The following is an 18,590-nucleotide window of genomic DNA, read 5'->3' as shown; positions in this document are numbered from 1 at the left end:
AACCGTGGTCAAGGATATACAGAAGTTGTTGTTTCAGAATCAAGCTATTTGTTGACCTTTATACCGTGACTGGCATGAGAAGCAGGCTTGCATGCCGGGTCATCCCCCCGATCCCGCCGTACGAGAGATAAATCACATGATCCACCACTGGATACGTTTTCAACACCTTGACACCGTTCGTTTTGGCACGATCGAGGGCGACAAGATCCGCATCTTCAAGGGCGACATGTTCGACAGCCCGCAGCGCACCGACCTGTCGATCAGCCTGCGCGAGGTCGAAGTGCTCGCGCCTTGCGTGCCCGGCAAGGTACTGGCGATGTGGAACAACTTCCACGCGCTCGGCAAGAAGCTGGGCATCGCTCCGCCGCCCGAGCCGCTCTACCTGATGAAGCCGTCGACCTCCTACCTGAAGCCGGGCGGCACGATCCGCAAGCCGCGCTGCGAGGGCAAGATCGTATTCGAGGGCGAGCTGGCGATCGTGATCGGCCGCAGCTGCAGCGGCGTCTCGGTGGAGGACGCGCCCCACTATGTGTTCGGCTACACCTGCGCCAACGACGTCACCGTGGCCGACATCATCCAGCGCGACCCGACCTTCCCGCAATGGGTGCGCGCCAAGGGCTTCGACACCTTCTGCCCGTTCGGCCCGGTGATCGCTACCGGACTCAACCCGGCAATGCTGGTCGTGCGCACGACCCTCAACGGCGAGGTCCGCCAGGACTATCCGGTCAACGACATGGTGTTCTCGGTGGCCGAGCTGGTCAGCAAAATTTCGCAAGACATGACATTGGAGCCGGGCGACATCCTGCTGTGCGGGACGTCGGTCGGTGTGGGCTCGATGCGGCCAGGCAGCACGATCGAGGTAGAGATCGACGGCATCGGAAAGCTCATCAATCGGTTCGAGTAAACCAAGGGGTAGTCATGAAAATCGCAGTAATCGGAGCGGGAGCAATAGGAGGCCTGGTCGGCGCCAAGCTGGCCCTGGCTGGGGAGCAGGTGACATTCATCGTGCGGGGCGCCAACCTGGAAGCGATTCGCGCAAATGGTATCAAGCTCATCGAAATGGATGGCGAGGAGAAGGTTGCGCCGAATGTGCACGCGACCGACGACTATGACGCGGCCGGCGTGCAGGACGTGGTGGTCCTGGCCCTGAAAGCGCACCAGGTCGATGCCGTGGCCCCCCGCATAGGCAAGCTGTTCGGTCCAGAGACCGTTGTCGTGACGATGCAAAACGGGATACCTTTCTGGTACTTCCACCGCCATGGCGGCGAGTTCGAAGGGCGTACCGTGCACAGCGTCGATGCCGGTGGCGAACTGGCGTACAGGATCCCGCCCGAGCGCGTGCTCGGTTGCGTGGTCTACCCGGCAGCCGAACTGGTGGCGCCAGGCGTCATCAAGCACATCGAAGGCGTGCGCTTTCCGCTGGGGGAGCTGGACGGCACCTTGACGGAGCGGGCCAATGCGGTCTCCGCCTGCTTCCAGAATGCCGGTTTCAAGTCGCCCGTGCTGGACAATATCCGTTGTGAAATCTGGCTGAAGCTGTGGGGGAATGTCAGCTTCAACCCGATCAGCGCCCTGTCGCATTCGACCCTGGTCGATATCTGCCAGCACCCGTTGGCACGCGAGCTGGCTGCGTCCATGATGCGCGAGGCGGAAGAGGTCGCGACCAAGCTGGGGATTACGTTCCGGGTCACGCTGGACCGGCGCATCGAAGGCGCCGAGAAAGTCGGCAAGCACAAGACCTCGATGCTGCAGGACGTGGAGGCGGGCCGGGCGCTGGAAATCGATGCGCTGGTGGGCTCGGTGATCGAACTGGCGCGCATGACCGGAACCCCGACGCCGCATATCGACTCGGCCTATGCGCTCGTGAAGATGCTGGAGCAGACCATGACCGAGGAAGGCGGCGGCGTACGGCTGCAGAAACTGGTCACTGCCTGAGCGGCTTTGCGGGAATTTTTAAGGAATAAAACGCACCGTCCACGCCAGAAATGGCCGGGCGGTGCGTTTGTTTGCGGCGAACGTGCCTGGGCGGCCCGTTTTTTGGGTCCGCCGCGGGCGCCTGCCTTTAAATCTTTCCCCGGTTTTTCAAGCGGCTCAGCGTTTCCGGCGACAGGTTCAGATACGACGCCAATTCTTTCTTCGGCAGCCGTTCGAACAAATCGGGGTGCTTGCGCATGAAGCGGTGCACGCGCCCCGGCGCATCGAGCAAATGCAGCGTAATCGTGTGCGCCATGATGCCGCTCATCAAATTCATGACCTCGTACTCGAAGGCCTGCTTCACGGCGCTGTGGCTGTGCATGAAGTCGACCCATTGCGTCAGCGGCATGCGCGCCACGCGAGCCTTGGTGACGCACGCGATGCTGTACGGCGTCGGCGTTTTCAGGCACCAGGCGGCGTAGCTGGTTTCGATGTCGCGTTCAGCCGAGAAGCGCAGGATCATCTCCTTGGCTTCCTGGTTCGTGACCTGGCGTTTAAGGATGCCGTCCAGAATGAAATATTGCGCCATTTCATGCACGCCCTGGTTCACCAGCAGGTCGCCCTTGTGATGATTCTCGATCGTCAAATAGGGTTCGAGCGCGGCCATTTCACTGTCGCGTAATTCCTTGAGAACTACGTTCTGTTTCAACTGGAGACGGATGATGTTTCTTTCCGCGTGATTTGAAATGATCGTCATTGCATGGGGCCATTTACCTAGATTCTTACATGATGCGGCGAAAATTGACCGTGGTCAATGAGGCAAATTAGGCGTGCTGGCTATGATGATTCGAAGGCGGCACAAATGGGGTGGTCGCCCGGATTGATAATAACTGGAGACAGCAATGACAAACCACGTATCGGTAGACGTGACCGACGGCTTTCACTTGGTAATCGATGCGTTGAAGCATAACGACATCGATACGATTTTTGGCTTGGTCGGAATCCCGATTACCGACCTGGCCCGTCTGGCGCAAGCCGAGGGAATGCGTTTCATCGGCTTCCGTCATGAGCAGAATGCAGGCAACGCCGCGGCCATTGCCGGGTACATGACCCAAAAGCCGGGTATTTGCCTGACCGTGTCGGCGCCGGGCTTCCTGAACGGCCTGACCGCACTGGCCAACGCGACCACCAACTGCTTCCCGATGATCCTGATTTCCGGATCGAGCGAACGCGAGATCGTCGACCTGCAGCAGGGCGACTACGAAGAGATGGACCAGCTGAACGCGGCCAAGCCGTACGCCAAGGCTTCCTACCGCATCAACAAGGCCGAGGACATCGGCGTCGGTGTCGCGCGTGCGATTCGCGCTGCCGTCTCGGGCCGCCCGGGCGGTGTCTACCTCGACGTGCCGGCGGCGCTGCTGTCGCAGACGCTCGAGGCGGCGCACGGCAAGCGTTCCCTGATCAAGGTGGTCGACCCGGCGCCACGCCACCTGCCGGCCCCGGATTCGGTGCAACGTGCACTGGACCTGCTCAAGGGTGCAAAGAAGCCGCTGATCCTGCTCGGCAAGGGCGCTGCCTACGCCCAGGCGGACGAGGAGGTCCGTGCCCTGGTCGAGCGCACCGGCATTCCTTACCTGCCGATGTCGATGGCCAAGGGCCTGCTGCCGGACACTCACCCGCAGTCGGCCTCGGCCGCCCGCTCCTACGTGCTGGCCGAAGCCGACGTGGTGGTGCTGGTCGGCGCGCGCCTGAACTGGCTGCTGGCGCACGGCAAGGGCAAGACCTGGGGCAAGCCGAAGCAGTTCATCCAGATCGATATCTCGCCGACCGAAATCGACAGTAACGTGGCAATTGCCGCGCCGCTGATCGGCGATATCGGCTCGTGCGTCTCGGCCCTGCTCGACGGGCTCGACGGCGCCGGCATCACGAAGCCGGACGCCGAGTGGCTCCGCCCGATCGCCGAGCGCAAAGAGCAGAACATGGCCAAGATGCAGGCCCTGCTCACCCGCGACGTGTCGCCGATGAACTTCCACACCGCGCTGGGTGCCATCCGCGACGTGCTCAAGGAGCATCCGGACATCAACCTGGTGAACGAAGGCGCGAATACGCTGGACTATGCGCGCAGCATCATTGACCAGTACCAGCCGCGCAAGCGTTTCGACTCCGGCACCTGGGGGATCATGGGCATCGGCATGGGCTACGCGATCGGCGCGGCCGTCGTCAGCGGCAAGCCGGTGGTCGCGATCGAAGGCGACAGCGCCTTCGGTTTCAGCGGCATGGAGCTCGAGACCATCTGCCGTTACGACCTGCCGGTCACGACGATTATCTTCAACAACAACGGCGTGTATCGCGGTACCGACGTGAACCCGACTGGTGGCAAGGACGTCGCCCCGACCGTGTTCGTCAAAGGTGCCCGCTACGACAAGATGATCGAGGCCTTCGGCGGCATCGGCTACAACGTCACCACCCCGGAAGAGCTGAGCCGCGCGCTGAGCGAGGCGATTGCCGCCGGCAAGCCAGCCCTCATCAATGCCGTCATCGACGAGACCGCCGGCACCGAGAGCGGCCGCCTGACGAACCTGAATCCGCAAAGCGGCGCCAAGAAGTAACACAGCGAATCGCACGGCGCCCCAGGGCGCCGTCCCCCAGGCAAGCCCGCGGGCCGGCCGGCGGGAACTGCAACATCGATTGATAAATGGAGACTGACAATATGAGCAAACCACTCGAAGGCATCAAGATTATCGACTTTACCCACGTCCAGGCTGGCCCCGCCTGCACGCAGTTGCTCGCATGGTTCGGTGCCGACGTGATCAAGGTCGAGCGTCCTGGCGCGGGCGACGTCACCCGCTCGCAGCTGCGCGACATCCCGAACGTCGACGCACTGTACTTCACTATGCTGAACAGCAATAAGCGTTCGCTGACGCTCGATACCAAAACGCCGGCGGGCAAGGAAATCCTCACCAAGCTGATCAAAGAGTCGGACGTGCTGGTCGAGAACTTCGGTCCAGGCGCACTGGACCGCATGGGCTTTACCTGGGAGCACATCAAGGAACTGAACCCGGGCATGATCGTGGCATCGGTGAAGGGCTTCAGCGACGGCCACCACTACGAAGACCTGAAGGTCTATGAGAACGTGGCGCAGTGCGCCGGCGGTGCCGCATCGACCACCGGTTTCGACGACGGCCCACCAACCGTCAGCGCAGCCGCCCTGGGCGACAGCAACACCGGCATGCACCTGGCGATCGGTATCCTGACCGCCCTGCGTTCGCGCGACGTGACGGGCAAGGGCCAGAAGGTCGCGGTATCGATGCAGGACAGCGTGCTGAACCTGTGCCGCGTCAAGCTGCGCGACCAGCAGCGCCTGGACCGTGTCGGCTACCTGGAAGAGTATCCACAGTACCCACACGGCAAGTTCTCCGACGTCGTTCCGCGTGGCGGCAATGCCGGCGGCGGCGGCCAGCCAGGCTGGGTGCTCAAGTGCAAGGGCTGGGAAACCGACCCGAACGCCTACATCTACTTCACCATCCAGGGCCACGCCTGGGCACCGATCTGCAAGGCAATCGGCAAGGAAGAGTGGATCGACGATCCTGGGTACACCACGGCCCTCGCGCGCCAGGACAAGATTTTCGACATCTTCGCGACCATCGAAGAATGGCTGAAAGACAAGACCAAGTTCGAAGCAGTGGACATCCTGCGCAAGTACGACATTCCATGCGCACCGGTCCTGTCGATGAAGGAAATCGCCAACGATCCGTCGCTGCGCGCCAGCGGCACGATCGCCGAAGTCGACCACAAGGAACGCGGCAAGTACCTGACCGTGGGCAGCCCGATCAAGTTCTCGGACACGAAGGTCGAAATTACGGGTTCGCCGCTGCTGGGCGAACATACCGACGAGGTGCTGGAGAGCCTCGGCTACAGCTCGGCGCAAATCAAGGAGTTTCACGAGCAGAAGGTGGTCTGATCCCGGGTAAACCCGGATAATCGGATCCTGGTGCGCGTCGGCTGTCTGCGACGCGCATTCGCTTTTTCTAAAGGAGTATCCATGCAAGGCGAACTCGATTTTCAACAACTGGCAAACGCACTGGGCGACGGCCTCGTGGTCTGCGATGCGTCCGGCGCCATCACCTTTTGGAATGCAGCCGCCACGCGCATCTTCGGCTTTACCGAAAGCGATGCCATCGGACAATCGCTGGACCTGATCATTCCTGAGCGTCAACGCGCGCGCCACTGGGACGGCTACCACAAGACCATGGCCACCGGCCAGACGCGCTACGGCAACGACGTGCTGCGGGTCCCGGCAGTCCACAAGGAAGGCAAGCCCTTGTCGATCGCTTTCACCGTTGCGATGTTGCACGGGCCGGGCGGGGAGGTGACGTCCATCGTTGCCGTGGTGCGCGATGAGACTGAACGCTGGAGCGAGGAGCGCAAGCTGAAGGCGCGCGTGACCCAGCTCGAGGCGGCACAGGCGTAGTTGCTTGGCTCGAAAGGCGTGGATGTGAACGATGTAAAAATAGCCCCGCCGGCTTGCGCCGGCGGGGCTTTGTTTTAAACCCGGCATCATCGCTGCCGGATTGCGCTTCGTTTGGTAAATTTCGTCCTTCGAATATTGGTAGGTAAATTTCTAAGAGCGCCTAACAACACCTCCATGGCTGCGTTGCAGCGTCTCGCCGTACAGGCGTACTGTCTTCGACGCCGCGCCTTGCCCTGAAGGTTTTGTTAGGCGCTCTAAATTGCGTGGAAATGTTGGTTGTCGGAATAAGATTTATTATTTTTAATTTCCTGGTTTCAAATTATTCTGAGGTATTTTTACAATCGTCAATACAGAAGCGCGGGCTTGAATCACTTCGCGCACGATAATCAGCCATTACAGCTTGCTTAGTTCCAATAAGTCGAATTCTTCGATGGCCGGCAGGAAATGTTCATTATGATGTCCGGGGCGTGACAGCTTGACCAGGGCATAGCGCTGCAAGGCATCGAGCCTGGGCCAGCGGCCCGGGCAGGGCGCCGGCAAGCCATGCAGGCCACACTGCAACACCACCTGCGCCGGGACCTCGGTCGATGTCGACAAGGCGATCTCGTCGGCGGCGTCCGGCGCCGGATCCATTGCCGTGATCTGGACGCCGGCGAACTGGAGCAGGAGCTGCCGGTAAGCGGACTGCTCTTCGGGCGATTCGCAGGCTTTCCTGACCAATAGCCATTTCTCTTCCTGGCCCAGGCTTGCCCAGCCGCGCATCGTCAGCTTGACGCCGCAGACATCGAGCTTGCGGCGAATCACCATCGGTATCCTCGCCAGTGGCTTTCCGGCCTTGCACTCGAAGGCAAAGACCTTGTGCATGTCGATCGGCTCCGTCGCCTGGGCAGGACGGCTAACGGATGAGGTCGGCATGGCGGCTGAGCGCATCCCTGACGATAGGACGCAAGTGTTCCGTGCCTTGCTCTCGGGTCTGCTCGAGCAACTGGCGCCGCATGGCCGGCGCCCAGAAGCGTTTCAGGTGCATGGCGATATCGAGCGTGGCCTGGTCGCGGTCGGGCATGGAATCGAAGAAGTCGCCGATCTGGTTGGACATCGCTACAAGGGTATGGGTGTTCATCGATGCTTCGCTCCTGTCAGGCTTGGGTAATCCGGTGCGCATGGGCATACACCACATGTCCCTGGCGCCGCACGAAGCCGGCCAGGGTGATGCCGGCGGTCTCGGCCAGCCGCACCGCCAGGCCGGTCGGGGCCGACACCGCGGCCAGCATGCCGATGCCCAGCGTGGCAGTCTTCTGCACCATCTCGTAGCTCGCGCGGCTGGTGACCAGCACGGCGCCGGAGGAGAGGTCCATGCGCCGGCCGGCCAGGGCGCCGAGCAGCTTGTCGAGCGCATTGTGCCGGCCCACGTCTTCCCGCACATGTTCGATGGCCGACCCAGGGCCCAGCCATGCCGCGGCATGGGTGGCGCCGGTCCGGTGCTGCAGCATTTGCATGCTTTCCATCTGGCGAAAGGCCGCCTCCAGCTCGCGGGCGCCGAAACAGGCGCTGCTCGATACCACAGGCGGGCTGCGCACCGCGTGCTGCAAGGATTCGGCGCCGCACAGCCCGCAGCCTGTGCGGCCGGTCAGGTTGCGGCGCCGGTCCTTCAGCGCAGCGAAGCGGGCGCTGGCGATGCAGAGCGCGGCGCGGATGCCGTCCGGCCCCGGAACGAGCTCGCAGTCGTACAGCTCGCTGCTGTCCCCGATGATGCCTTCGCTGAGCGAAAACCCGAGCGCGAAATCCTCGAGGTCGGTGGGCGAGGCCAGCATCACCGCATGCGAGATGCCGTTGTATTCCAGCGCCACCGGCACCTCCTCGGCAACATCATCGAACTGGCTGTCGCCCGCGGCGCCGTTCCAGCGGCGGACGGCGACCCTTGCCAGCGCGGCATACTCCTCGGCTGCGGGCGCGTTCATGCAGGGCTCCCGGACGACTGCACCTCGTCCTCGGGTGCCGCGGCGCCGTGCAGCAGGCGCTGCTGCTCCATGGCGAAGCTGCGGTATTGTTGCTGCCATTCGGACGGTTGGGTCACCGGCATGACCTGGACCGCGGTCACCTTGTATTCGGGGCAGTTGGTGGCCCAGTCCGAATTGTCGGTCGTGATCACGTTCGCGCCGGATTCGGGGAAGTGGAAGGTCGTGTACACCACGCCCGGCTGCACCCGCTCCGTGATCGATGCGCGCAGCACCGTCTGCCCGGCGCGCGACTCGATACCGACCCAATCGTCCTGCCGGATGCCGCGTTCTTCGGCATCGTGCGGATGGAGCTCGAGCCTGTCTTCACTGTGCCAGCGCACGTTCTCGGTGCGGCGGGTCTGGGCGCCGACGTTGTACTGCGACAGGATGCGGCCGGTGGTCAGGATCAGCGGGAACTTGCGCGTCACCTTTTCCCTGGTCGCGTAGAACTGCGTGTTGATGAACCGGCCCTTGCCGCGCACGAAGCCGCCGATATGCATGGTCGGCGTGCCGTCCGGCGCCTGCTCGTTGCATGGCCACTGTATGCTGCCCAGTTCATTGAGCCTGCGGTAACTGACACCGCGAAAGCTCGGCGTCAGCGCCGCAATCTCGTCCATGATCTCGGAGGGATGGCGGTAATGCATCGGATAGCCGAGCGCATTGGCCAGCGCGACGGTGACTTCCCAGTCCGACTTGCCCGCCTTCGGCGGCATCACCTTGCGCACCCGGGAGATGCGGCGCTCGGCATTGGTGAAGGTGCCGTCTTTTTCCAGGAAGGAGGAGCCGGGCAGGAACACGTGGGCATACTTGGCCGTCTCGTTCAGGAACAGGTCCTGCACCACAATGCACTCCATCGCGGCCAGCGCGGCGGTGACGTGCTGGGTATCCGGGTCGGACTGGACAATATCCTCGCCCTCGCAATACAGGCCCATGAAGCTGCCGTCGAGCGCCGCATCGAACATGTTCGGAATGCGCAGGCCGGGCTCCGGATCCAGCACGCAGTCCCAGGCCTGCTCGAATTCGGCGCGCACGGTGCTGTCGGAAACATGGCGATAGCCCGGCAGCTCATGCGGGAAGGAACCCATGTCGCAGGAGCCCTGCACATTGTTCTGGCCGCGCAGCGGATTGACGCCCACGCCTTCGCGCCCGACGTTGCCGGTCGCCATGGCGAGATTGGCGATGCCGATCACCGTGGTCGAACCCTGGGCGTGCTCGGTGACGCCCAGGCCGTAGTAGATGGCGCTGTTGCCGCCGCCGGCGTACAGGCGCGCCGCGCCGCGCAGCTCCTGCGCCGGCACGCCGGTCAGGGATTCCACCGCTTCCGGTGCATGCTCGGGCCGCAGCACGAATTCCTGCCAGTCCCCGAACGACTGCTCTTCGCAGCGCTCGGCAATGAAGGCCGCGTCGAACAAGCCTTCGGAAAGAATGACATGCGCGATGGCATTCATGACCGCGACGTTGGTCCCGGGCCGCAGCTTCAGGTGGTAGTCGGCCTGGATATGCGGCGACTTCACCATCTCGGTGGTGCGCGGGTCGATCACGATCAGCTTCGCGCCCTGGCGCAGCCGGCGCTTCATCTGCGACGCGAACACGGGATGCGCCGCGGCCGGGTTGGCACCGATGATCATGATGACGTCGGCCTTCATCACGGAATCGAAGCGCTGGGTGCCGGCCGATTCGCCCAGCGTCTGCTTCAGGCCATAGCCGGTCGGCGAATGGCAGACCCGGGCGCAGGTATCGACATTGTTGTTGCCGAATGCCGCGCGCACGAGTTTCTGCACCAGGTAGGTTTCCTCGTTGGTGCAGCGCGAGGAGGTAATGCCGCCGATCGCGTCCTTGCCGTACTTGGCCTGGATGCGGCGAAATTCGGAGGCGGCGTAGCCGATCGCTTCCTCCCACGAGACTTCCTGCCACGGATCGCTGATCCGTTTGCGGATCATGGGCCTGGTCATGCGGTCCTGGTGGGTCGCATAGCCCCAGGCGAAGCGGCCCTTGACGCATGCGTGCCCGTGGTTGGCATGGCCGTCCGGGTTCGGCACCATGCGCACCACCTCGTTGCCCTTCATCTCGGCCCGGAACGAACAGCCGACGCCGCAATAGGCGCAGGTGGTGATCTTGCTGTGCTCGGCCTGGCCCATCATGATCACGGTCTTCTCGGTCAGGGTCGCGGTCGGGCAGGCGTCGACGCAGGCGCCGCAGGACACGCATTCGGATTCCATGAAGGACTGGTTCTGGCCCGGCGAGACGCGCGAGTCGAAGCCGCGCCCATCGATGGTCAGCGCGAACGTGCCCTGGGTTTCCTCGCAGGCGCGCACGCAGCGGTTGCACACGATGCACTTGGACGGGTCATAGCTGAAATAGGGATTCGATTCGTCCTTCTCCAGCGCGAGGTGGTTGCGGCCCTCGCCGCCATAGCGCACTTCGCGCAGGCCGACCACGCCGGCCATGTCCTGCAGCTCGCAATTGCCGTTCGTGGGGCAGGTCAGGCAATCGAGGGGATGGTCGGAAATATACAGCTCCATCATGCCCTTGCGGATGTCGGCGAGCTTGGGCGACTGGGTCCTGACCTTCATGCCGGGTTCGCAGGGCGTGGTGCAGGACGCCGGATAGCCGCGCCGGCCCTCGACTTCGACCAGGCACAGCCGGCAGGAGCCGAACGGCTCCAGGCTGTCGGTCGCGCACAGCTTGGGGACGGACAGGCCGGCCTCGATGGCAGCGCGCATCACCGACGTGCCGGCCGCCACCTTGACTTCCTGGCCATCGATTTCCAGCGTGACGACGGCGTCGCCATCGCGCCTGGGCGTTCCGCAATCCGGTTGCTTGGGCGGGTTCATGGGATATCCTTTTCTGGGTCGTATGGTGGGGTTCAGGCTGCCTGCCGGCCGATCTCGGCGCCGCCGAAGTCTTCGGGAAAGTGGTCCAGCGCCGACAGGACGGGGTAGGGCGTCATGCCGCCCATCGCGCACAGCGACCCGTTGAGCATGGTGTCGCACAGGTCGCGCAGCAGGTGGATTTGCTGCGGGCGGTTCTGGTTGAGGATGATCCGGTCGACCACCTCGACGCCGCGGGTGGAGCCGATCCGGCAGGGCGTGCATTTGCCGCATGACTCGGCGGCGCAGAATTCCATGGCGTAGCGCGCCTGGCGCGCCATGTCGACGCTGTCGTCGAACACCACGATGCCGCCGTGTCCCAGCACGCCGCCGACGGCGGCCAGGGCTTCATAATCGACCGGCGTGTCGAGCAGCGCGACAGGAAGGTAGGCGCCCAGCGGGCCGCCGACTTGCACGGCGCGGATCGGCCGGCCGCTGCGCGTGCCGCCGCCGAAGTCGTCGATCAATTCCCGGAGCGTGACGCCGAAGGCCTTTTCCACCAGGCCGCCGCGCAGGATGTTGCCTGCCAGTTGCAGCGGCAGCGTGCCGCGCGAGCGGCCCATGCCGTAGTCGCGGTAACAGGCGGCGCCGCGCGCCAGGATCAGCGGCACGGCGGCGAGCGACATCACGTTGTTGATGACGGTGGGCTTGCCGAACAGTCCCTGCAGCGCCGGCAGGGGCGGCTTCGGGCGCACCATACCGCGTTTTCCTTCCAGGCTTTCCAGCAGCGCCGTTTCCTCGCCGCAGACATAGGAGCCGGCGCCCATGCGCACCTCGATGTGGAAGCGGCGGCCCGATCCGAGCACGTCGTCGCCGAGGTAGGCCGCATCGGCTGCCAGCCGCACGGCCTTGTTCAGGGTGGCGACCGCATGCGGATATTCCGAGCGGACGTAGATATAGCCCTGGGTGGCGCCGACCGCCAGGCCGGCGATGAGCATCCCCTCGATCAGCATGAAGGGATCGCCTTCCATCACCATACGGTCGGAAAAGGTCCCGGAATCGCCCTCGTCGGCATTGCAGACGATGTACTTCTGTTGGGCCTGGGCCTGCTGCACGGTCTTCCACTTGATCCCGGTCGGAAAGCCGGCGCCGCCGCGGCCACGCAGGCCGGACTCGGTCACCTGCTGCACGATCTCCGCGGGCTCCATGGCGAGCGCCTTGCGCAGTCCGGCGAAGCCCTCGTGCCGAACGTAGTCGGCCAGGGACAAGGGATCGGTGACGCCGACGCGGGCAAAGGTCAGGCGCTCCTGCTTCTTCAGGAAGGGGATGTTGTCGGTCAGTCCGAGATACAGCGGATGGGTGGGGTCGCCGTCGAAATGGGCATCGAGGATGCCGGGGACGTCCTGCGGCGTGGCCGGGCCATACGCAAAGCGTCCGACCGGCGTGGCGATTTCAACCAGGGGTTCGAGCCAGAACATGCCGCGCGAACCGTTGCGCACCAGTTGTGCATCGATGCCGCGCAGCCTGGCGTGGCTGAGGGCGGCGGCAGCCACCGCGTCCGCGCCAAGCGCCAGCGCAGTGGAATCGCAGGGCACATAGATCACCGCGCTCATGGCTGCTTCTCCTGGCTGGCGATGAGGGCGTCGAAGCGTGCCGGATCGACCCGGGCGTAGAGCGTATCGTCGACCATCACGGCCGGCCCGACTGCACACTGGCCCAGGCAGTAGGCCGGCTCGAGCGTGACAGCGCCGTCGCGGCTGGTCTCGTGCAAATTACAGCCCAGCGCGCTTTGCGCGTGCGCCAGCAAGCGGTCAGCGCCCACTGCCTGGCAGGCCTCGGCACGGCACACCTGCACCACGTGCCTGCCGGGAGGGGAGACACGGAAATGGTGATAGAAGCTGATGACCCCGTGGACTTCGGCGCGCGAGAGGTTCAGCGCGTCGGCGATGCCAGGCACAGCCGAGGGCGGGACATGGCGCAGCGCATGCTGCACATCATGCAGGACTGGCAGCAGGGCGCCGGGGCGGCCGGCATGCGCGGCCAGCGCGGCGCTGACCGCCTGCTGGGTTGGGTCTGGCAGCTGGTTCAAGGTCGTGTCTCCTTATAGGATTGCCGGCCGGAATAAAACTAATAGGTCGGCGCAGCATATTTGCGCCTCGGCGGCGGGTTTTGTTGATATCCTATGCGTGGAATCCCTGCAGCGCAATATGAAGCCGTCACGCATCTTATTGACGAAATTCCGATCATTAAAGTGGCATAACTTTGCATATTTAAAGCATGAAGCTACGTATCCGCCCCAGTTTTTACATCGAGCAGGACGACGCCAAGCCGTATCCCCTGGAGCGCGCGCTTGCGCTGCTGCGGGAAATCGACAACACCGGCAACCTGCGCGCGGCCTGTGCCGCCGTGGGAGTGTCCTACCGTGGCGCCTGGGACGTGTTGGCTGGACTGGAGCAGCTCCTGGGCGGCGCCGTCGTCGACATGGCAAGAGGGAAGGGCTCGACCTTGACCGAGCTGGGAAAACGCCTGGTCTGGGCTGAAAGGCTGACGCATGCGCGCTTCGACCCGCTGCTCGACTCGATGGCGATGGAGATCGATTCGGAAATACAGGGCGTCCTCAACCGCGTGCAAAGGCAGCTGAAAATCTATGCCAGCCATGGCTTTGCCGTGGCCGCCCTGAATGCCCATCTGGAGCAGATTGCCGTGCCGGTCGAACTGAGCTACCGGGGGAGCGTCGAAGCGCTGCGCGCGCTGCACCGGGGCGCCTGCGACATCGCCGGCTTCCATGTTCCGGTCGGCGAATTCGAGGCTGCCGTGTTCAACCAGTTCCGGGACCTGTTCAAGCCCTCGCAGGTGATGATCAACGTGGCGACCCGGCGCCAGGGGCTGATGGTCCGCAAGGGCAATCCGAAGAACGTCTGGACCGTGCGCGACCTGCTCACGCCCGGCATCGTCCTCGTCAACCGCCAGCAGGGCTCCGGCACCCGCGTCATCCTCGACCTGTTGCTGAAGCGGGAAGGCGAGAGCGGGCAGCGCGTGGCCGGATTCGAGAGCGTCGAACTGACCCACGCGGCGGTCGCGGCCTATGTGGCCAGCGGCAAGGCCGATGTGGGGCTGGGCGTGGAAACGGCGGCGCGGCAGTTCGACCTCGACTTCGTGCCGCTCCTGACCGAACGGTATTTCTTCGTGTGCGAGAAAGAGACCCTGAGCGACCCGCGGTTCGGCGAGGTGCTGGCATTTTTGAAGACCGTGCAGTTCAAGGCGGAGGTGAGTAAATTGGCTGGGTATGATGCGAGTACGACGGGGGTGGTGATGGATTTGAAGGATGCGTTTCCCGGGATGGTGGGGTGAGGGAGGGGGCTTGCGGGGCAAGGATGCGCGGCCGGGCGCGGGGCGGCGCGCCAGGCAGGGCGAGTGAGCTTGACGTTCCCGAAACGTCGGTCGGCTGGCGCTGTTACTTTTCTCCAGCCAGCGCTTTCACCGCTTTCTCCAGCGCACGGACCTTTTCGCGCATGTTGGACAGATTGCGCACGAGCACGGCAACGCGTTCCCAGTCGGCATTCCTGGCGACGGGGAAGTAGCCTGTGTATCGCCCGGGTTCGGTAATGGAGTTGGGCACCATCGTGGCGGCCGTGATATGCACGTTGTCGACGATCTCGATGTGGCCGTTGATCATGGCCGCGCCGCCGAAGGTACAATGCCGGCCGATCCTGGCGCTACCGGCGACGCCGACGCAACCGGCCATGGCCGTGTGGGCGCCGATGTGGCAGTTGTGGCCGATCTGGATCTGGTTGTCGAGCTTGACCCCGTCTTCGATCACGGTATCGTCGAGCGCGCCGCGGTCGACCGTCGTGTTCGAACCGATGTCGACGTCGTCGCCGATGACGACGCGGCCGGTCTGCGGAATCTTGATGTACACGCCGTCTTCCACGGCGAAGCCGAAACCGTCGCCGCCGATGACCGCCCCCGAATGGATGATGCCGCGCGCGCCGATGATGCAGTGCGCATGGAAGGTCACGTTGGCGAACAGGTGGGTGCCTTCACCGATGACCGCCTCGCGCCCGATGTAGCAGCCGGCATCGACGGCCGCCCCGGCCTTGATGGCAGCACCTGGCTCGACCGTCACGTGCGGGCCGATATGGGCGGTAGGATCGACCTGCGCGCTGGGGTGCACCGCGGCCGTCGGATGGACGCCCGGTTCGGGTGACGGCAAACGCGCAGAGGCGAAGTACTGCGCCGCCCGGGCGAAGTAGGCATAGGGATTGGCTGTGAAGATGCGCGCGCCCGTAAAAGTGGCGGCCACCTCGGGTTCGTCCGCAGGCGAGAGGATCAGCGCCGCGGCGTGGCTGTGCGCGGCCAGCGCGCGCAGCTTGCTGTTGCTGAGAAAACTGATGTCCGAGGCGCCGGCACGGTCCAGCGGGGTGATCGCCGTGACTTCGATGTCGGCATCGCCCTCCAGCCGTCCGCCGAAACGCTCAACCAGCTCGCCTAATCGGGTTCCCATGCTGTCTGCCTCACGTTGGTCTAGTCGGTGGCACTGTTCGAGTGCCAAATTTAGACAGGTTTTCCGGATGGGCGGTTCCAGCATTGCGAACGGTCCTAAGCTGGATCAAGCGGCGGGCAGGGTACGGGCGCGGAACCCCATCATGCCGCTGCCATAGCCGAGTTCACGCGGCAGACACTCCCAAGGTATGCCGCTTCTGCAGACGAACAGCATTCCAGTCAGGGCGGCCCGGTCATACGGCCGTCCGCCTTTTGGAGACCGGCAGTGAGCGGGAAGATGAGCGGGTATGAGAGACCAAAGGTCTTCAGGGAGAAGTGCTTGGGCCATGGCATCAGTGCGAACACGGCCGCCATCTTGATTCCCGCGCTGAGGCTACGAACGTCCGCTATCGACCCGAAGCGGACGACGCATTCGGCTAGGTGGGAGTTAGGCTGTCAACGCCGAGCAGGCATGCTTCGCCTTGATTTTTCGTTTGTACGATAGCCATTAGTCCGGCAACGAACCGATCTATGGCATTCGGTTCGGTAAGTATTTCGACTTCAAGCTTATTCTTGCTTTCCCAGGTGTGGACCGAGTTCGATTCAAACGCCACACGACATTGACAGTGTCCTACCGAGTCGAGAACAGAAATTGTGACCCCAAGGTACGCATAGCTATTCCGCTCTCCTGCTTGGAAGGCGACAGATTGCCCTGCAATGAGTGGAAGAGCGGCAAGCTCTTTAGCCCATTTTTCCAACGCTTCATAGGTCGTATAGACCTGAGTTTTTCCAACGAAACCCCAACTTCCCGCATGGCTATCGATAGTCAACAAGCCGTCGTCTTCCCAAAGGACTTGAATCGTAAGTTGAGAGTCCATCAGTTCTCCATAGAAATGAACGTCCGCTCCTGGCCGATAGCAGACCGTACATGTGTGATAAGTCTACCGGAGTTGTTGCTGACTGGGAAAGTTAGCATGCATGGTCACGGCTAGCTGAACGTCTGCTACCGGCACAAAGCGGTCCTTCAGATTTGTACGAGATCGGCTAGTGACCCAACTTCACTTTGAATTTACATTAGTGCTAATGTATAATTTTCGAATGGACCTTAAACTGCAGCCTGGCCTAGGCGAACTGCTCCGCCATGTCGGCGAACTCGTCGAGCAGGGAGCCGATGAGCACTACCGCAGCATGAGCTTGAACTATCGGGCTCGCTATACGCCTGTGTTGCGTGCCCTGCGTACTGGGGCGCAAACCGTTACTGAAATTACTCGCCGCACTCGCCTGACGCAGGGGGCAGTAAGCCAGACAGCAAGTCTGATGGAAAGCGATGGTTTGATTTCACGCCATGCACTCGATGATGGTCGTAAAACCCGTATTCAATTAACGCCAACGGGACAAGCACTTGGGGAACAACTTGAACAGCACTGGATCGCCACTTTCGCCGCGATCGACGTCCTGGAGGAAGAAATTGGCTTCCCCCTGCGGGAAGTGTTGACAGCGGCGGCAGCAGCGCTCGAGGACCAAGGATTTTCTGCCCGTTTGGCCGCTGTTAAAGCCAAGCTACAGGGAGAGCACGCGAATGTCGAGCAACAAAACTTCAGCACGTAACTGGTTCGATCAAGGTGGTCAGGCATACGCGCGCTTTCGACCGGAGTACCCGGAGAGCCTTGCTGCTTTCCTTGCTTCAACCGCTCCTAATCGTCGACTCGCCGTGGACGTAGGCTGCGGAAACGGGCAGCTGACACAACTGCTGGCCTCATATTTTGATCAGGTTATCGGACTCGATCCAAGCGCCGACCAGATAGCGAATACGATCGCACATGAGCGCGTTCATTATCAATGTGCGCCTGCCGAGCGCCTGCCTGTGGCGGATGCGAGTGCGAGCCTGATCACCGCAGCCCAGGCAGCGCATTGGTTTAACCTGCCAGATTTTTACAGGGAAGCACGTCGGGTCGGCAGTCCAGGGACAATTCTGGCGTTGATCAGCTATGGCGTACTTGAACTGGAACCTGCGCTCAATGAGCGGTTCCAGAAATTCTATTGGGAAGAAATCGGCCCCTACTGGCCGCCCGAGCGAAAACTCGTCGATACAAAATATGCGACGATCGAGTTTCCCTTTGACGAACTTACCGCACCTGCTCTGGCAATCCGCGCCGAGTGGCAATTGGCTGAGTTTTTGGGATACCTTCAAACCTGGTCTGCAGTTCAGAGTGCAAAGGAAGCTGGCAAGGAAGCGTTGCTCGCCGACTTTGCTTCCGACATCGTGAGGGCCTGGGGTGATCCAGATCGTAGTCGCCTTGTATGCTGGCCCATCAATATGCGCATCGGGAAAATATAGCGGTACCAGCTCAAGCCTGGCTCAACAACCAGGTTTGAATACGTCGAAAGCTAACAGATGACTCAAGGTAACACGGTAATACAGTTTCGTTCGGCAGCGTTTGAGGATTTACCGAAGATACTTTCGCTTTTGGCCGACCACGTTCTAGGTACGCAGCGCGAGAGCCTGGACGCCGCCACGATTGCCAGGTACGAGGCTGCTTTTCGCGACATCTATTCTCAGAAAGGCAACCAAATCCTAGTAGGGGTACAAGACAGCGAAATTGTCGCCATGCTCCAACTAACTTTCATTCCAGGGCTCTCACATCAAGGCGCGACACGTGCCCAGATCGAGTCCGTTCGGGTAAAGAGTAGTGTACGTGGTCACGGCATCGGCAAAATCCTCTTTCGCGAGGCGATCGACCTCAGCAAGCGGGCAGGCTGTTCCATCGTTCAGTTGACGACGGACCAGCGCCGGCCCGACGCGGTACGCTTCTATGAAAGCCTAGGATTCAAGCCGACCCATTCAGGCATGAAGCTGGCCATTTGAACAAGCCTTCCAGCAGACACCTGTGGACTACCCCCATCCTTTGCGGAACG

General features: G+C 62.5%; 18 protein-coding genes and 1 pseudogene. 9 read left to right on the top strand and 10 right to left on the bottom strand.

Annotated elements, in window-relative coordinates; translation table 11 throughout:
• The first annotated feature begins 136 nt into the window (after positions 1-136).
• Together ACFPAH_RS14730 and ACFPAH_RS14725 are read left to right on the top strand one after the other, a co-directional pair.
• Positions 137-904 carry a fumarylacetoacetate hydrolase family protein gene (locus ACFPAH_RS14730; RefSeq protein ID WP_379746757.1) on the top strand — a complete coding sequence of 256 codons (768 nt, stop codon included), beginning with the start codon at positions 137-139 and terminating at the stop codon, positions 902-904.
• A 14-nt stretch (positions 905-918) separates the two neighbouring features.
• Positions 919-1,935 carry a 2-dehydropantoate 2-reductase gene (locus ACFPAH_RS14725; RefSeq protein ID WP_379746755.1) on the top strand — a complete coding sequence of 339 codons (1,017 nt, stop codon included), beginning with the start codon at positions 919-921 and terminating at the stop codon, positions 1,933-1,935.
• 127 nt (positions 1,936-2,062) lie between these two features.
• On the opposite strand, the gene ACFPAH_RS14720 is transcribed toward ACFPAH_RS14725, so the two are convergent.
• The gene (locus tag ACFPAH_RS14720) at positions 2,063-2,671 is read right to left on the bottom strand and encodes a Crp/Fnr family transcriptional regulator (RefSeq protein ID WP_379746753.1); all 609 of its coding nucleotides are present in this window, start codon (positions 2,669-2,671) and stop codon (positions 2,063-2,065) included.
• Between the two features lie 145 nt (positions 2,672-2,816).
• Here ACFPAH_RS14720 and oxc point away from each other — a divergent pair, with 145 nt between their 5' ends.
• The 3 genes from oxc (at position 2,817) to ACFPAH_RS14705 (ending at position 6,385) form a co-directional block, all read left to right on the top strand.
• Positions 2,817-4,523: an oxalyl-CoA decarboxylase gene (gene oxc / locus ACFPAH_RS14715; RefSeq protein ID WP_379746751.1), complete on the top strand. Its 1,707-nt coding sequence runs from the start codon at positions 2,817-2,819 to the stop codon at positions 4,521-4,523.
• Positions 4,524-4,624: 101 nt separating this feature from the next.
• Positions 4,625-5,875 carry a formyl-CoA transferase gene (gene frc, locus ACFPAH_RS14710; RefSeq protein ID WP_379746749.1) on the top strand — a complete coding sequence of 417 codons (1,251 nt, stop codon included), beginning with the start codon at positions 4,625-4,627 and terminating at the stop codon, positions 5,873-5,875.
• An 81-nt stretch (positions 5,876-5,956) separates the two neighbouring features.
• Complete coding sequence (locus ACFPAH_RS14705; protein WP_379746747.1) at positions 5,957-6,385, top strand: PAS domain-containing protein; 429 nt, start codon at positions 5,957-5,959, stop codon at positions 6,383-6,385.
• A 393-nt stretch (positions 6,386-6,778) separates the two neighbouring features.
• On the opposite strand, the gene ACFPAH_RS14700 is transcribed toward ACFPAH_RS14705, so the two are convergent.
• From ACFPAH_RS14700 to ACFPAH_RS14675, 6 genes are read right to left on the bottom strand one after another with little or no spacing between them, the layout of a single operon-like run.
• Positions 6,779-7,300, bottom strand: a complete 522-nt coding sequence (locus tag ACFPAH_RS14700; protein WP_379746745.1) for a nitrate reductase associated protein — start codon at positions 7,298-7,300, stop codon at positions 6,779-6,781.
• The gene (locus ACFPAH_RS14695; protein ID WP_379746743.1) at positions 7,281-7,505 is read right to left on the bottom strand and encodes a formate dehydrogenase subunit delta; all 225 of its coding nucleotides are present in this window, start codon (positions 7,503-7,505) and stop codon (positions 7,281-7,283) included. Before ACFPAH_RS14695 ends, ACFPAH_RS14700 begins: the two co-directional genes overlap by 20 nt.
• A gap of 16 nt (positions 7,506-7,521) precedes the next feature.
• Positions 7,522-8,343, bottom strand: coding sequence for a formate dehydrogenase accessory sulfurtransferase FdhD (gene fdhD, locus ACFPAH_RS14690; protein ID WP_379746741.1), 822 nt, complete (start codon positions 8,341-8,343; stop codon positions 7,522-7,524).
• Positions 8,340-11,216 carry a formate dehydrogenase subunit alpha gene (gene fdhF / locus ACFPAH_RS14685; protein WP_379746739.1) on the bottom strand — a complete coding sequence of 959 codons (2,877 nt, stop codon included), beginning with the start codon at positions 11,214-11,216 and terminating at the stop codon, positions 8,340-8,342. Before fdhF ends, fdhD begins: the two co-directional genes overlap by 4 nt.
• A gap of 32 nt (positions 11,217-11,248) precedes the next feature.
• The gene (locus ACFPAH_RS14680) at positions 11,249-12,805 is read right to left on the bottom strand and encodes a formate dehydrogenase beta subunit (RefSeq protein ID WP_379746737.1); all 1,557 of its coding nucleotides are present in this window, start codon (positions 12,803-12,805) and stop codon (positions 11,249-11,251) included.
• Complete coding sequence (locus tag ACFPAH_RS14675; protein ID WP_379747013.1) at positions 12,802-13,272, bottom strand: formate dehydrogenase subunit gamma; 471 nt, start codon at positions 13,270-13,272, stop codon at positions 12,802-12,804. The genes ACFPAH_RS14680 and ACFPAH_RS14675 overlap by 4 nt, the downstream gene beginning before the upstream one ends.
• Positions 13,273-13,469: 197 nt before the next feature.
• Between ACFPAH_RS14675 and ACFPAH_RS14670 the strand changes: the two genes are divergently transcribed.
• Complete coding sequence (locus tag ACFPAH_RS14670; RefSeq protein WP_379746735.1) at positions 13,470-14,543, top strand: substrate-binding domain-containing protein; 1,074 nt, start codon at positions 13,470-13,472, stop codon at positions 14,541-14,543.
• 103 nt (positions 14,544-14,646) lie between these two features.
• Here ACFPAH_RS14670 and lpxD read toward each other — a convergent pair whose 3' ends face one another.
• The 3 genes and pseudogenes from lpxD to ACFPAH_RS14655 form a co-directional block, all read right to left on the bottom strand.
• The gene (gene lpxD / locus ACFPAH_RS14665; RefSeq protein ID WP_379746733.1) at positions 14,647-15,696 is read right to left on the bottom strand and encodes a UDP-3-O-(3-hydroxymyristoyl)glucosamine N-acyltransferase; all 1,050 of its coding nucleotides are present in this window, start codon (positions 15,694-15,696) and stop codon (positions 14,647-14,649) included.
• Between the two features lie 129 nt (positions 15,697-15,825).
• Positions 15,826-16,023 (bottom strand): annotated as a pseudogene (locus ACFPAH_RS14660) (transposase); the annotation flags it as partial.
• 88 nt (positions 16,024-16,111) lie between these two features.
• A complete protein-coding gene (locus ACFPAH_RS14655; RefSeq protein WP_379746731.1) occupies positions 16,112-16,552 on the bottom strand; it encodes a hypothetical protein in 441 nt (146 codons plus the stop codon).
• A gap of 169 nt (positions 16,553-16,721) precedes the next feature.
• Here ACFPAH_RS14655 and ACFPAH_RS14650 point away from each other — a divergent pair, with 169 nt between their 5' ends.
• Genes ACFPAH_RS14650 through ACFPAH_RS14640 form a run of 3 tightly spaced genes read left to right on the top strand, consistent with a single transcriptional unit; the run spans position 16,722 to position 18,540 of the window.
• A complete protein-coding gene (locus ACFPAH_RS14650) occupies positions 16,722-17,282 on the top strand; it encodes a MarR family winged helix-turn-helix transcriptional regulator (protein WP_379746729.1) in 561 nt (186 codons plus the stop codon).
• Complete coding sequence (locus tag ACFPAH_RS14645) at positions 17,254-18,012, top strand: class I SAM-dependent methyltransferase (RefSeq protein ID WP_379746727.1); 759 nt, start codon at positions 17,254-17,256, stop codon at positions 18,010-18,012. Before ACFPAH_RS14650 ends, ACFPAH_RS14645 begins: the two co-directional genes overlap by 29 nt.
• Positions 18,013-18,069: 57 nt before the next feature.
• Positions 18,070-18,540 carry a GNAT family N-acetyltransferase gene (locus ACFPAH_RS14640; protein ID WP_379746725.1) on the top strand — a complete coding sequence of 157 codons (471 nt, stop codon included), beginning with the start codon at positions 18,070-18,072 and terminating at the stop codon, positions 18,538-18,540.
• Positions 18,541-18,590 lie beyond the last annotated feature (50 nt).

This window comes from Massilia sp. GCM10023247, assembly GCF_042653325.1.
Lineage (GTDB): Bacteria > Pseudomonadota > Gammaproteobacteria > Burkholderiales > Burkholderiaceae_D > Telluria.
Note: the sequence above shows the minus strand (reverse complement) of the source record. Positions and strands in the feature narration are given on the sequence as shown.

Bases quoted from the DNA above. Each gene is read 5' to 3' on its own strand.
- fdhF (WP_379746739.1), bottom strand. From the start codon at position 11,216: ATGAACCCGCCCAAGCAACCGGATTGCGGAACGCCCAGGCGCGATGGC.
- ACFPAH_RS14680 (WP_379746737.1), bottom strand. From the start codon at position 12,805: ATGAGCGCGGTGATCTATGTGCCCTGCGATTCCACTGCGCTGGCGCTT.
- ACFPAH_RS14670 (WP_379746735.1), top strand. From the start codon at position 13,470: ATGAAGCTACGTATCCGCCCCAGTTTTTACATCGAGCAGGACGACGCC.
- ACFPAH_RS14730 (WP_379746757.1), top strand. From the start codon at position 137: ATGATCCACCACTGGATACGTTTTCAACACCTTGACACCGTTCGTTTT.
- ACFPAH_RS14655 (WP_379746731.1), bottom strand. From the start codon at position 16,552: ATGGACTCTCAACTTACGATTCAAGTCCTTTGGGAAGACGACGGCTTG.
- ACFPAH_RS14645 (WP_379746727.1), top strand. From the start codon at position 17,254: ATGTCGAGCAACAAAACTTCAGCACGTAACTGGTTCGATCAAGGTGGT.
- lpxD (WP_379746733.1), bottom strand. From the start codon at position 15,696: ATGGGAACCCGATTAGGCGAGCTGGTTGAGCGTTTCGGCGGACGGCTG.
- ACFPAH_RS14720 (WP_379746753.1), bottom strand. From the start codon at position 2,671: ATGACGATCATTTCAAATCACGCGGAAAGAAACATCATCCGTCTCCAG.
- fdhD (WP_379746741.1), bottom strand. From the start codon at position 8,343: ATGAACGCGCCCGCAGCCGAGGAGTATGCCGCGCTGGCAAGGGTCGCC.
- ACFPAH_RS14640 (WP_379746725.1), top strand. From the start codon at position 18,070: ATGACTCAAGGTAACACGGTAATACAGTTTCGTTCGGCAGCGTTTGAG.
- ACFPAH_RS14725 (WP_379746755.1), top strand. From the start codon at position 919: ATGAAAATCGCAGTAATCGGAGCGGGAGCAATAGGAGGCCTGGTCGGC.
- ACFPAH_RS14700 (WP_379746745.1), bottom strand. From the start codon at position 7,300: ATGCCGACCTCATCCGTTAGCCGTCCTGCCCAGGCGACGGAGCCGATC.
- frc (WP_379746749.1), top strand. From the start codon at position 4,625: ATGAGCAAACCACTCGAAGGCATCAAGATTATCGACTTTACCCACGTC.
- ACFPAH_RS14695 (WP_379746743.1), bottom strand. From the start codon at position 7,505: ATGAACACCCATACCCTTGTAGCGATGTCCAACCAGATCGGCGACTTC.
- oxc (WP_379746751.1), top strand. From the start codon at position 2,817: ATGACAAACCACGTATCGGTAGACGTGACCGACGGCTTTCACTTGGTA.
- ACFPAH_RS14705 (WP_379746747.1), top strand. From the start codon at position 5,957: ATGCAAGGCGAACTCGATTTTCAACAACTGGCAAACGCACTGGGCGAC.